Raw genomic sequence first — 12724 nt, forward strand, 5'->3', positions numbered from 1 at the left:
AGCGCCTGCGGGTCGCCGCCGCCCGCCATATAGGCGTGCCAGGCGGCGAGCCCCGCAGGACCGCTCATGCCAGCGCCTCGGCGAAAAAGGCGCGGGTGCGCGCGTCGGCCTGCCCGGCGCCCTCGGCGTCGCGGCGATTGCCGCTGGTGGCGGCGAAACCATGGTCGAGACCGGGATAGTCGTGGAGCGTCACCTTGGGATGCGGGTCGAGCGCTTCGTGAATCTTCTGCTGTGCCTCGGGGCCGACGAAATGATCCGCGGTCGGAATATGCAGCATCAGCGGGTTCGAGATCGCGTGGCTTTCGTTGAGCATCGTGTCGATCATCACGCCATAATAGCCGACCGACGCGTCGATATCGGTGCGCGCGGCCGCCATATAGGCGAGCCGGCCGCCCAGGCAGAAGCCGACGCAGCCGACCTTGTCGACGCCCTGATCGCGCAGCCAGCGGATCGTCGCCTCGATGTCCTTGACCCCGTCGTCGGCGTCATACTGGCCGAAATAGCCGAGCGCCTGCTGAAATTCGGGCTCGACGTCGGGATCGAGTTCGACCCCGGGGGCAAAGCGCCAGAAGATGTCGGGCGCGATGGCGAGATAGCCGAGCGCGGCCCAGTCGTCGACCTTCTGCCGGATGCCGCCATTGACGCCGAAAATCTCCGGAATCACGATGATGGCACGCGAGCTTTCGGCGTCGGGGCGCGCGATATAGGCGGGAATCCGGCCCTCGCCGTCGAGCGCGGGGATTTCGGTGTTGGTTGCGGACATGGGAGGTCTCCTGACTCTTGCTTCTTGCCGGTGAAGAGGCGAAGCTAGCGGTCGCGGCAGCGCGGCTCAAGCCAAAGCGGCTTTCGGGCGGGAGACACTTTCGGTGGGAGACGGGCGATGAAGTTCAATATCGAGGTGGATTGCACGCCCGAAGAGGCGCGACGCCTGTTCGGGCTCCCCGATCTCGAACCGCTGCACGATATTTATCTGAGCCGCGTCAAGGAGTTGATGGCCAAGGGGATCACCCCCGAAATGGTGCAGGCGATGGTCAAGAGCTGGGTGCCGATGGGCGAATCGGGCCTGGGACTCGTCCAGTCGCTGCTCGGCCAGTTCGGCGGCGGGTTGATGGGGACCGGCGCGAAGCCCGCGCCCAAGGCCGATCCGGACAAGACGGGCGGGGGACGCAAGAGCTGATCGACCCCGAAGCGAACGACACGATCTTTGCGCTGTCGAGCGGGATGCCGCCGGCAGCGATCGGCGTTGTGCGCCTCAGCGGGCCGCGGGCGGGCGCGGCTCTCGAGACTCTGGCGGGGCGATTGCCCGCGCCGCGCCGCGCGTCGCTGGTGCTGCTTCGCGACCGCGCGGGCGGCCCGCTCGATCGGGCGCTGATCCTGTGGTTTCCGGGGCCCGCCACCGCGACGGGCGAGGATCTGGTCGAACTGCACCTGCACGGCGGGCGCGCGGTGATCGCCGCGGTCGAGGCGGCACTGGCCGCGCTGCCCGGCCTGCGCCGCGCCGAACCAGGCGAATTCACCCGTCGCGCCTTCCTCAACGGCCGGATCGATCTGGCCGAGGCCGAGGGGCTCGCCGATCTGCTCGCCGCCGAGACCGAAAGCCAGCGCGTCCAGGCGCTGGAGATGGCGAGCGGGCACGTGTCGCGCGCGGTCGAGGACTGGCAGGCGCGGCTGCTCGCCCTGATGGCGGGCGCCGAGGCCGAGCTCGACTTCTCGGATGAAGACGATGTCGACGATGGCGATGCGCCCGCGCATCGCCTGACCGAAGCGATGGCGACGCTGGCGGCGGACCTGAATGCATGGCTGGCCCGTCCGGCGGCGGAGGTGATCGCCGAGGGGCTGTCGGTGGTGATCGCCGGACCGCCCAATGCCGGGAAATCAACGCTTATCAATGCCTTGGCTCAAAGGGAGCTGGCGATCGTGTCGCCGGTGGCGGGCACGACGCGCGACGTGATCGAAACGCCGCTCGCGCTCGACGGCATCGCGATGCGCTTTTCCGATACGGCCGGGCTGCGCGGCGCAGGGGCCGATGCGATCGAGACGATCGGCATCGACCGCGCGCGGGCCGCGGTCGATGCGGCGGACATTCTGCTATGGCTCGGGCCGCCGAAGGATGCGCCCGATCATCCGCGCTGCATCCTGATTGCGGCGCAGGCGGATCGCTGGCGCGGCGATGCGGCCGCCGAAGCCGATGCGGCGCGTTGCGACGTGGTCCTGTCGGCCGCAACGGGCGAGGGGATGGAGGCGCTCCACCGGCATATCGTCGAAATGGCGCGCACCCTGCTTCCGCGCGAAGGCGAAGCGGCGCTGCGCCAGCGCCAGCGCGCGGCACTTGCCGAAGCCAGAAACTGGCTGACCATCGATATGGCGTCGCGCGAGGCGGGCGACCTCATCCTGCTGGCGGAACGGCTGCGCCTCGCGGCGGCGGCGCTCGACCGCATCACTGGGCGCGCCGGCGTCGAGGAGATGCTCGACACGCTGTTCGGCCGTTTCTGCATCGGCAAATGATGTTCCACGTGGAACAAAAAGCGCAAGATGAGACGCCGATGGATTTGAACTTCGCTTTCCGCTAAGAGCCGCGACGATCATGGACAGCAGCAACCATTTCGATGTCATCGTCGTCGGCGGTGGGCATGCCGGGACTGAGGCCGCCGCCGCCGCGGCGCGGCTCGGCGCGCGGGTGGCACTGGTCAGCTTCGACCCGGCGCTGATCGGCACCATGTCGTGCAACCCGGCGATCGGCGGTCTCGGCAAGGGCCATCTGATGCGCGAGGTCGATGCGCTCGATGGCTGGATGGCGCGCGCCGCCGATGCGGCGGCCATCCATTATCGCATGCTCAACGCCTCGAAGGGCGCGGCGGTGCAGGGGCCGCGCATCCAGGCGGACCGCGCGTGCTATCGCGCCGCGATCCAGAGCTTCCTCGCGGCCGAGGCCGACATCACCGTCGTTTCGGGCGAAGCGGCGGCGCTGGTTCGGTCGAGCGACGGATCGCGGGTCATGGGGCTCGAACTCGGCGACGGATCGGTGCTCCCGGCGCGGGCCGTCGTTCTGGCGACGGGCACTTTTCTCGGCGGGCGCCTGTTTCGCGGCGAGGAGCAGAGCGAAGGCGGCCGTGTCGGCGAAGCGGGCGCGCATCGGCTCGCCGAACAGCTCCGGGGTGCCGGCCTGCCGATGGCGCGACTCAAGACCGGGACCCCGCCGCGACTCGATGGACGGACGATCGATTGGGCGCGGCTCGAGGAACAGCCTTCCGACGACGGGGACTGGACCTGTTCCACGTGGAACAGGGGCCGGACGGTTCCGCAGATATTCTGCGCGATCACCCGGACCAATGCGGCGACGCATCGGATCATCGCCGAGAATCTGCATCGCTCGCCGCTGTTCACCGGCGCGATCGGCGCCAAGGGTCCGCGCTATTGTCCGTCGATTGAGGACAAGATTCATCGCTTTGCCGATCGCGACGGGCATCAGGTGTTTCTGGAGCCCGAGGGGCTCGATACACCCCTCGTCTATCCCAACGGGGTATCGACATCGCTTCCCGCCGAAATTCAGCTCGCGCTGTTGCGGACGATGGAGGGGCTCGAGCGGGTCGAGATGACCGTGCCGGGCTATGCGGTCGAATATGATCATATCGATCCGCGCGCGCTCGACCGGACGTTGCAGGTCCGCGGCATCGACGGTCTCTATTGCGCCGGCCAGATCAACGGCACGACCGGCTATGAGGAAGCCGCGGCGCAGGGATTGGTCGCTGGCGCCAACGCCGCGCTGGCTGCGCAGGACCGCGAACCGCTGATCCTCGACCGTGCCGAATCCTACATCGGGGTGATGGTCGACGATCTGGTGCTTCAGGGCGTGACCGAACCCTATCGGATGCTGACCGCGCGCGCCGAATACCGGCTTCGGCTGCGCGCCGACAACGCCGCGACGCGCCTGACGCCGAAGGGAATCGGTCTGGGGCTGGTACGCGCGGAAACCGCGCAACTGTTCGAAGCGCGCATGGCGGAGCGCCGGCGCGCCGAACACCTGCTCGATCAGCCTGTGGCGACGGCGGATTATCACGCACTCGGAATCGCCATTCCGGGCGATGGCGTCGGCCGCAAGCGGATCGACCTGCTGCGCTTCCCCGGCGTCACGATGGCCACGCTTGGTGACCTGGCGACCGAACTGGCGGGGGTCGATCCGGCCATTCTCGCGGAACTCGCCGAGGACGCGCATTATGCCCCCTATATCGCGCGGCAGGAAAGCGAGTTGCGTGCACTGGCCGCGAACGAGGCTATCCTCCTCGATCCGGCGCTCGATTATGCGGCGATCGGCGGCCTCTCGCGCGAGATGGTCGAGCGGCTGTCGCTGGCACGGCCCGAGACGCTGGGACAGGCGGCGCGCATCGACGGCGTGACGCCGGCGGCGCTCACCGCCATTCTGGTGCACAGCCGCCGCCAGGCCGCGTGAGGAACGAAACGCCATCGCTGCTCGTCGACGGCGAGCAGGCGCGTGCCTGGCTCGACGCGGTTTTTTCTCCATCGGCGCGGCAATGGGAACGGCTGGAGCGCTTCGCCACGATGCTGGTCGCGGAGAATGACCGGCAGAATCTGATCGCTGCTTCGACAATATCGTCGCTGTGGGTCCGGCATATCGCCGACAGCGCGCAACTGCTTGCCCTCGATCGCGAGGGAAAAGGCCAGTGGATCGACCTCGGCAGCGGGCCGGGCCTGCCCGGCCTCGTCGTCGCGATTCTCAGCGAGCGGCCGATGCTGCTGGTCGAGTCGCGCAAGCGGCGCTGCGCCTTTCTGCGCGCTGTAGCCGAAGCGCTCGATCTGGCGCATGTCGAGGTGGCCGAAGCGCGTCTCGAAGCGGTCGCGACGCGCCCGGCGGCGACGATCAGCGCTCGCGCTTTCGCTCCGCTCGACCGATTGATCGCGCTGTCCACGCGTTTTTCCACCGCAAACACGCGCTGGCTGCTGCCAAAGGGACGAAATGCGGTTAAGGAACTGGCGTTGCTCCCGTCGGCATGGCAGAGAATGTTCCACGTGGAACAGAGCCTGACCGATGCCGACAGCCGAATATTGGTCGGCGCCGGAGCAATCGGCGCAAGACAGCGAGGGAAGCGATGATCCGGATCGCCGTGGCGAACCAGAAGGGTGGGGTCGGCAAGACGACGACCGCGATCAACCTCGCGACCGCGTTGGCGGCGACCGGCTGGCGCACGCTCATCATCGACCTCGATCCGCAGGGCAATGCCTCGACCGGGCTGGGGATCAGCCAGGCGCAACGCGAATGCTCGAGCTACGAACTGCTGCGCGGCGACGCGGCGCTGGCCGAATGCGCGGTGCGCACCGCGGTGCCGCGGCTCGACATCGTTCCCGCGACGGTCGATCTGTCGGGGGCCGAGATCGAGCTGATCGAATATGGCGATCGGCTGCATCGCTTGCAGCAGGCGCTGTCGAGCGCCGAGGCCGGGCAATGGGATATCTGTCTGATCGACTGTCCGCCGTCGCTCGGCATGCTGACGCTCAACGCGCTGATCGCCGCCGAGTCGCTGATCGTGCCGCTGCAATGCGAATTCTTCGCGCTCGAGGGGTTGAGCCAGCTGCTCACCACGGTCGAGCGCGTGCGCGGGCGTTTCAATCCGCAACTCTCGATCATCGGCGTCGCGCTGACCATGTTCGACCGGCGCAACCGGCTGACCGATCAGGTGTCGGACGATGTCCGCGAATGTCTGGGCCCCGTGGTGTTCGAAACGGTCATCCCTCGCAACGTGCGCCTGTCGGAGGCGCCGAGCCACGGGCTCCCGGCGCTGATCTACGATCATCGATGCGCGGGTTCGGCCGCCTATATCGCGCTGGCGCGCGAGCTGATCGACCGCCTTCCCAACATTCGCAAGGCCGCTTAAATGACGGAAAAGAAAGAGGAAACTGGACAGGCCCCGGCGCGTAAGCGGCCCTCGGGGCTGGGGCGCGGGCTGAATGCGCTGTTCGGTGATGCGGCGGTCGAGGCGCCGGTGCTCGCGGCGCCCGGCGCGGCGGCACGGGCGGCCCCGATGTCGGGCGACGCGGTCCAGCAAATCCCCGTGGGCTCGATTCGCCCGCTTCCGGGCCAGCCGCGGCGGCATTTCGACGAGGCGGCGATCGTCGAGCTCGCCGAATCGATCGCGGCGCGCGGCCTGCTCCAGCCGATCATCGTGCGGCGGGCGCCCGATGGGCAGGGGTATCAGCTCGTCGCGGGCGAACGGCGCTGGCGCGCGGCGCAGCGCGCCGGTCTGCACCAGATACCGGCGCTGGTGCGCGACCTCGACGACGCCGCGACCTACGAGATCGCGCTCGTCGAGAATATCCAGCGGCAGGACCTCAACGCGATCGAAGAGGCGAGCGCCTATCGCAAGCTGATCGAGGATTTTGGGCACAGCCAGGACGCGCTCGCGAAGCTGGTCGGCAAGTCGCGCAGCCATGTCGCGAATCTGATGCGCCTGCTCGACCTGCCGGCGGCGGTGCAGGATCTGGTCGGTGATGGCGCGCTGTCGATGGGGCATGCGCGCGCGCTGATCGGCGCGGACAATGCCGAGGGCATCGCGCGCAAGGTGGTGAAGGACGGCCTGTCGGTACGCGCGGTCGAGGCGCTGGTGCGCGAGGCGAAGGGCGGCGGGCGCAAGGCGCCGCTCGAATATAAGAGCATGGACGGCGCGCGCGATCCGGACATCGTCGCGGTCGAACGGCATCTGTCCGAACTGCTCGGCATCGGCGTGGCGATTCACTATGCGGGGGGCGGCAAGGGCGCGCTGACGCTGAAATTCGCGTCGCTCGACCAGCTCGACATGATCTGCCAGCGCCTGTCGGGCGAGGCGATCTGAAGGCGCGTCCGCCGGAACCTCTGCATCACCCGCCTGGCGGATCGATCCAGCGTTCGTCCCATTTGCGCCCGATCTCGTTGGGAACGGGCTTCATGCCGGTCGGATAGGCTTCGATCGGGTCCTGATCGGACGCGACCGGGGTTTTCGGCGCGCGCAGGATTCCGGCCCTGGTCAGATGATGGACATAGGCCTTTTCATGATCGGTGACGGGTGTCTCCTTGCCCCAGGCGACATCCTGGAACTGGCGCTGAGCAGCGCTTTTCGGGCGCCTTTCGCGCTTTCGCAGCGCGTCGCAGAAGCGCAGATACCGGCTCAGCAGCCGTTCGTAGAGAGCGATTTCCTCCTGCGTAGGCACGGCCGGAACTCCCGCATCGCGCGGCCTCCGCGGTTCGAGTCGCGGCAACCGTCATGGATCGACACGGCCGCAAATTACCATATTCGGACGGCTCGGCGAACCGTCCGGCGGTGCGGGCCAATCCCTTCCGCGCCGTTAACCATGGTCGTTGAGCAAAGCCTGAACGGGTGATCCGCTAAAGGGGTCGGCGAATGGGGTGGGATTTCCATTCGACTATCGACTGTTCAAGGGACCAAATCATATGCGCACCATTGGAATGAAGCGCGCCCTCGCCGGCGTCGCTATTGCTGCCTTCGCGATGAACGCCCAGGCGGCGCAGGCCGCTTCGGCCACGGGACAGGCCAAGGCCAAGATCCTTCGCCAGATCCAGCTCACCGCCGGCAGCCCGCTCGACTTCGGGACGATCATCAGCGGTTCGACCGCCTCGACCGTCGCGATGACGACCGCGGGGACGCGGACCTGCGGTTCGGGGCTGTCCTGCCCAGGCACCGGCACCGCCGGCAGCTTCGACATTCAGGGCACGAACGGCGCCGTCGTGACGGTATCGGGCGATTCGAGCGTGACGCTCAACGGCTCGATCAGCGGCACGATGACCGCGGCGCTCACCTATTCGGCGAACACCGTCACGCTCGGCGCGAGCGGCGGCAACTTCCAGGTCGGCGGCACGCTGAACGTCGGCGCCAACCAGGCGTCGGGCGACCATGCCGGCACCTATAATGTGACCGTCAACTACCAGTAACGGCGTCGGCAAGGGAGCGGGCGGCCCCTAGCAGCCGCCGATCCGAAGGGCCGCGTGAGGCATCGGCCTCGCGCGGCCCTTTCCGCATGCGCCGAACCCCGTGCCCGCGCGCGGCCGTCATGGTTAGCGAAATATCAACCATCGTGGCGCAAAGCCGGATGCGACCAGACGGTGCGGTGGGGACTGCGCCGGACAACGATTGTGGGGATCGTATCCATGCTGCGCCTTTTCGGGCCATTCCTGTGCCTTTTCATGGCGGCCTTCGCGCTGCCCGCGACGCCCGCTCTTGCGGCGGGCGACCTGCTCGTCGCACCGACGCGGCTCATCCTCGACGGTTCGCGCGGGGCCGAGGTCGTGCTCAACAATATCGGCAGCGAGCCCGCGACCTATCGCATCAGCCTCGAGGTCAAGCGAATGGCCGCCGACGGCGGACTCGACGAGATCGCCGAGGCAGACGCGACGCCGGCGGAAAAGGCCGCGCTCGCGATGATCGCCTTCAGCCCGCGCCGCGTCGTCCTGCCGCCGAACCAGCCGCAGGTCATCCGCGTCGGCGTCCGCGTGCCCGAGGGCACGCCGCCCGGCGAATATCGCGCGCACATGCTGTTCCGCGCCGTGCCCGACAGCGTCGCCGCGACCGCGCCGAAGGCGGCGGGCGAGGGCGTGTCGATCGCGATCACGCCGATCTACGGCATCACCATTCCGGTGATCGTCCGCATCGGCGATCTGGAGGCATCGGCGACCATCGGCGATGCCCGGATCGGCGAGACCCGCGACGGTCCCGCGTTCGAATTCGATCTGACGCGCTCGGGCACGCGGTCGGTCTATGGCGACATCGAGGTGACCCGGCGAGGCGAACCGCAGCCGCTGCTCGTCGCGCGCGGAATCGCCGTCTATCCCGAAGTCGATGCGCGCACCGTGTCGCTGCGCATTCCGCCCGACCTCGCGGCGCAGCTTCGGGGCCCGGTGCATATCCGCTACACCGAGGATCGCGAGGTCGGCGGCGCGACGATCGACGCGGCCGACCGGGTGGTGCGATAGGGCGGACCGGCCGCCGGTTCGGCGGATCGAGCCATGTTCACGCGCACCCTGACGCGATGGCGGCCAGCGATCCTCGCGCTGCTCGCGCTGGTCGGATGCACGCCCGCCGCGGCGCGTGCCGCCGAAGACGGCGGGGTCGCGGCCGCGTCCGACGGCTGGGTGCCGAACGAGGACGACAGCTGGCTGTTCGACCTGCGCTCGGGCGCCTATCGGCTCGGCGGCGGCGTGCGCGGCTATCAGACGCCACAGGGGATCTGCGTCGATCTCGGCGACATGGTGCTCGCGCTCGACCTGTCGCTGCGTATCGATCGCAAGTTGCGCCGCGCAACCGGCTGGGTATTCGACGAGCGGCGCACGCTGACCATCGACCGCGAGGCGGGGGAGGTGCGCGCGGGCAGCCAGCGCCTGCGGATCGCTGCGGGTGCGATCCGCGACACCGCGGCGGGGTGGTGCGTCGATCTGGAGAGCCTCGACACCTGGCTCGGCCTGCCGATCGCCGCCGACCTGTCGAACGCGGTGCTGCGTATCGACGCCGCCGAAAAGCTGCCGTTCCAGCTCGCCGCCGAGCGGCGCGCGCGCGCGGCCGCGCTCCGGCCGCAAGTGTCGTTCGATCTCGCGAGCCTGCCGCAGGCGCGCCGTCCGTACCGCGCATGGACCCCGCCGTCGGTCGATGTCGTCGCCTCGGCCGGTGCCGTCGCCGACCGGCGGGGCGGTTCGCACGTCCAGGCGCGCTACGAGCTTTTCGCCGCCGGCGAGGCGCTCGGGCACAGCGTCGATGCGCGCCTGTCGTCGGACAATCGCGGCGTTCCCGACAGCCTCCGCCTGCGCCTCTATCGCACCGATCCGGAGGGGCGGTTGCTCGGTCCGCTCCGGGCGACCCATTATGCGGTTGGCGACGTCGGGCTCCTGTCGACCGGACTCGTCGCGCAGTCGGCGCCGGGGCGCGGCGCGGTGATCACCAATCGTCCGGTCGAGCGTCCCGACAGCTTCGATCGAACCGATTTTCGCGGCGATCTGCCGGCCGGATGGGATGCGGAGCTCTACCGCAACGGCCAGCTGCTTGCCTTTGCGACCCCCGGTGCGGACGGCCGCTATGAATTCCTCGATATACCGCTGCAATATGGCTCGAATCGCTTCGAGATCATATTGTACGGCCCGCAGGGTCAGATTCGGCGTGAGATCAAGCAGTTGCAGGTCGGCATCGACTCGATTCCGCCGCGCCAGACCTGGTATTGGGCGGGGATCGCGCAGGAAAACGCCGACCTCGTCGAATTCGGCGGACGTCATGCGACCTTCCGCCGCGGCTGGCGCGGCACGCTGGGGCTCGAACGCGGGCTCGACACGCGTACCTCGGTCGCCGCCTATGCACACAGCCTGATGATCGAGAATGTCCGGCGGACCTACGGCGAGGTCGCGCTGCGCCGCGCGATCGGCCCGACGCTGGTCGAGGTCGCGGGCGCCTATGCCGGGGATGGCGGATCGGCGGCGCGCGCCAGTTGGCTCGCCGCCTTCGGCGAAACCTATGTGCGCGCGGATGCGATGCGCGGGTGGGGCGGTTTCGTCTCGGATCGGTTCGCCGGGTCCGTCAGGGGCCTGTACCAGCTCTCGCTCGACCAGGCGGTGGCGCTGGGGCGGACGGTGCTGCCCCTGCACATCGACGCGCGGCAGGTCGACCGCTGGACGGGCGTCTCGAGTCTCGAGGCGACCGCGCGCGTCTCGGCCAATCTGCGCGCGATCAGCCTGACCGGCCAGCTCGACTGGGTCCGCAGCCATAACCCCTTCGGCACCGATCCGCCCGACAATCTCGGCGCGACCCTGCTCGCCAACGCCCGGATCGGGCGCATCCGCCTGCGCGGCGAGGCGCGCGTGGCGCTGGCGGGCGGCAACGACGCCACGCGCATGGCGCTGATCGGCGAGTGGGCGGGCAAGGGCGATGCCGAGTGGCGGGGCGAGGTCGGCTATGATCGCGGCTACGACCGGGCGCGGGCCGGGATCGGTTACACGCGGCGCTTCCGGCGTTTCCAGCTTTCGGGGTTCGGCGAGGTGGCGAGCGACGGGTCGGTGGCGGCGTCGCTGTCGCTCGCTTTCAGCTTCGGTCCGAAACCGGGCGGCGGCTGGCGGCTGTCGAGCGAAAAGCTGGCGAGCCGCGGGCAGGTGCTCGCCGATATCTTCCTCGACGACAATGGCGACGGGGTGCGCCAGCCGGGCGAGAGCGCGATGGCCGGCGTGCCGCTGACCGCGGGCCGGGTCCACGCCGATGCCGCGACCGACGCGGCGGGGCAGGCGATGATCGACGGGCTCGAACCCTTCCGCCCGGTGATGATCGGGATCGATGCCGGCAGCCTGCCCGACCCCTATGTCCAGTCGGCGCTGCCCGGCATCGTCGTGACGCCGCGTCCCGGCGTTGCCACGCGCGTCACGCTGCCGATGGTCGCGGCGGGGGAGATCGAAGGCATGGCGCTGCGCGATGGCGGCCAGGCGATCGAGGGGCTGGGCCTCGAACTGATCGATGCCGAAGGGCGCGTGCGCAAGGCGACGCTCAGCGAGTTCGACGGCTATTTTCTGTTCGAAGGGGTTCCCTATGGCCGCTACACGGTACGGCTCGATCGGACATCGGCCGCCGCGCTGCGTCTCGACCCCGGTTTCGCGATCGCCGCCTCCCCGGGCAAGGCGGCGCCGCGCGTGCGGCTCGGCCCATTGGCGCTGAAGCCGCTGCCTCGCGCATTGGCAGGGCCCGGCGCGGCCGCGCCGGACGGCGAGGCCAGCGACGGATCGCCCTGATCACCTGAATTTGAAGTTCGCCACATCGATGTCGTCATCGCGGGCTTGCCCCGGGATCCCGCTTTTCTTCCGTCCGTACACGAAAGGAAGCGGGGGACCTCGGGGCAGGCCCGGGATGACGATGACGCCACCGGTGGGCTCTCCACCGCCCGCCTGGCCCGGATCAGCAGCGGCTGTTGCGATCGATCTCGCGACCGAGAAGCGCACCACCGGCCGCGCCGATGATCGTACCGGGCGTGCGGTCGCCATAGCGGTCGATCTCGCGTCCCAGCAGCGCGCCGGCGGCGCCCCCGATGATCAGCCCTGTCGTTCCTCCGCTGCGGCAGTGATGGCGGGAACGGTAATATCGGCGGTCGCGATAATGATCGCGCCTATAATCGCGGCGATAGTCGCGCCGGTAATCGCGCCGGTAATCGCGGTAGCGATCATTGTCGCGATGTCCGTAATAGCCGCTCCGGTGGTGGCGGTCGCGCGCGTCGGCGTCGGTCGGCACGGCGGCCGCGGCGCTCGCGCCGATCAGCGCCGCCAGGGCGAATTTCTTCATCCAGAACATGGTCGTCCTTTCCTGTCGGTCCCCGCGGGACAGATTGGAACCGCGATGCTGGCGCCTGGCTGAACCCGCGGGCGCCATGCGGCCGATCGCGTCTCGCTTCGTCGTCCGGCGGACGCATTTCGTCGCGTTCGACCGCCGAGGAGGCTCTTTGTCGATGGGGCAGACCATGCCTATCGAATGCGGATATCGGCGTGGTTCCTCTTTTGCGTCACCCTGAACCTGTTTGGCGGTTGTTTCCGGCAAGGAACCGTTCCCCGGCGAAAGCCGGGGTCCAGATGGCATGGCGCTGCCCCATATGAACCCCGGCTTTCGCCGGGGAACAGGCCTCAACTGCTTGAGGGGCCTAGGACGGATCGACATTCAGCTCTGGCGGCCTGCAAATGGCGGCTTTTCGCGCTTCCGCTGCTCAAGTGCCA

12 protein-coding genes are annotated in these 12724 nt (G+C 68.8%); 9 read left to right on the forward strand and 3 right to left on the reverse strand.

Annotated features, from left to right (window positions below; genetic code table 11):
* Positions 1-64: 64 nt before the first annotated feature.
* Positions 65-763: a dienelactone hydrolase family protein gene (locus SGR02S_RS16845; protein ID WP_067112600.1), complete on the reverse strand. Its 699-nt coding sequence runs from the start codon at positions 761-763 to the stop codon at positions 65-67.
* A 117-nt stretch (positions 764-880) separates the two neighbouring features.
* Here SGR02S_RS16845 and SGR02S_RS16850 point away from each other — a divergent pair, with 117 nt between their 5' ends.
* From SGR02S_RS16850 to SGR02S_RS16875, 6 genes are all read left to right on the forward strand, one after another.
* Positions 881-1177 carry a DUF6489 family protein gene (locus SGR02S_RS16850; protein WP_067112603.1) on the forward strand — a complete coding sequence of 99 codons (297 nt, stop codon included), beginning with the start codon at positions 881-883 and terminating at the stop codon, positions 1175-1177.
* A gap of 23 nt (positions 1178-1200) precedes the next feature.
* Positions 1201-2505, forward strand: a complete 1305-nt coding sequence (mnmE, locus tag SGR02S_RS16855) for a tRNA uridine-5-carboxymethylaminomethyl(34) synthesis GTPase MnmE (RefSeq protein WP_255211513.1) — start codon at positions 1201-1203, stop codon at positions 2503-2505.
* Positions 2506-2584: 79 nt separating this feature from the next.
* Entirely contained in the window at positions 2585-4447 is a 1863-nt protein-coding gene (mnmG, locus tag SGR02S_RS16860; RefSeq protein WP_067112609.1) for a tRNA uridine-5-carboxymethylaminomethyl(34) synthesis enzyme MnmG, read from the forward strand.
* The gene (gene rsmG, locus SGR02S_RS16865) at positions 4444-5109 is read left to right on the forward strand and encodes a 16S rRNA (guanine(527)-N(7))-methyltransferase RsmG (RefSeq protein WP_255211512.1); all 666 of its coding nucleotides are present in this window, start codon (positions 4444-4446) and stop codon (positions 5107-5109) included. Before mnmG ends, rsmG begins: the two co-directional genes overlap by 4 nt.
* Entirely contained in the window at positions 5106-5888 is a 783-nt protein-coding gene (locus SGR02S_RS16870) for a ParA family protein (protein WP_067112612.1), read from the forward strand. Before rsmG ends, SGR02S_RS16870 begins: the two co-directional genes overlap by 4 nt.
* Positions 5889-6842 carry a ParB/RepB/Spo0J family partition protein gene (locus tag SGR02S_RS16875; protein ID WP_067112616.1) on the forward strand — a complete coding sequence of 318 codons (954 nt, stop codon included), beginning with the start codon at positions 5889-5891 and terminating at the stop codon, positions 6840-6842.
* 25 nt (positions 6843-6867) lie between these two features.
* Here SGR02S_RS16875 and SGR02S_RS16880 read toward each other — a convergent pair whose 3' ends face one another.
* Positions 6868-7197 (reverse strand): hypothetical protein, encoded by a 330-nt coding sequence (locus tag SGR02S_RS16880; RefSeq protein WP_067112618.1) that lies wholly within the window; start codon positions 7195-7197, stop codon positions 6868-6870.
* Between the two features lie 241 nt (positions 7198-7438).
* Here SGR02S_RS16880 and SGR02S_RS16885 point away from each other — a divergent pair, with 241 nt between their 5' ends.
* From SGR02S_RS16885 to SGR02S_RS16895, 3 genes are all read left to right on the forward strand, one after another.
* Positions 7439-7936 carry a DUF4402 domain-containing protein gene (locus SGR02S_RS16885; RefSeq protein ID WP_067112630.1) on the forward strand — a complete coding sequence of 166 codons (498 nt, stop codon included), beginning with the start codon at positions 7439-7441 and terminating at the stop codon, positions 7934-7936.
* Between the two features lie 216 nt (positions 7937-8152).
* Positions 8153-8974: a fimbrial biogenesis chaperone gene (locus SGR02S_RS16890; RefSeq protein WP_067112621.1), complete on the forward strand. Its 822-nt coding sequence runs from the start codon at positions 8153-8155 to the stop codon at positions 8972-8974.
* 33 nt (positions 8975-9007) lie between these two features.
* Positions 9008-11755: an MSCRAMM family protein gene (locus SGR02S_RS16895; protein WP_067112624.1), complete on the forward strand. Its 2748-nt coding sequence runs from the start codon at positions 9008-9010 to the stop codon at positions 11753-11755.
* Between the two features lie 163 nt (positions 11756-11918).
* Here the strand turns inward: SGR02S_RS16895 and SGR02S_RS16900 are convergent, their stop codons facing one another.
* A complete protein-coding gene (locus tag SGR02S_RS16900) occupies positions 11919-12299 on the reverse strand; it encodes a glycine zipper 2TM domain-containing protein (protein WP_067112633.1) in 381 nt (126 codons plus the stop codon).
* Between the last annotated feature and the right edge of the window lie 425 nt (positions 12300-12724).

It is taken from the genome of Sphingopyxis granuli NBRC 100800 (genome assembly GCF_001591045.1).
In the GTDB taxonomy this organism is placed as follows: Bacteria; Pseudomonadota; Alphaproteobacteria; order Sphingomonadales; family Sphingomonadaceae; genus Sphingopyxis; species Sphingopyxis granuli.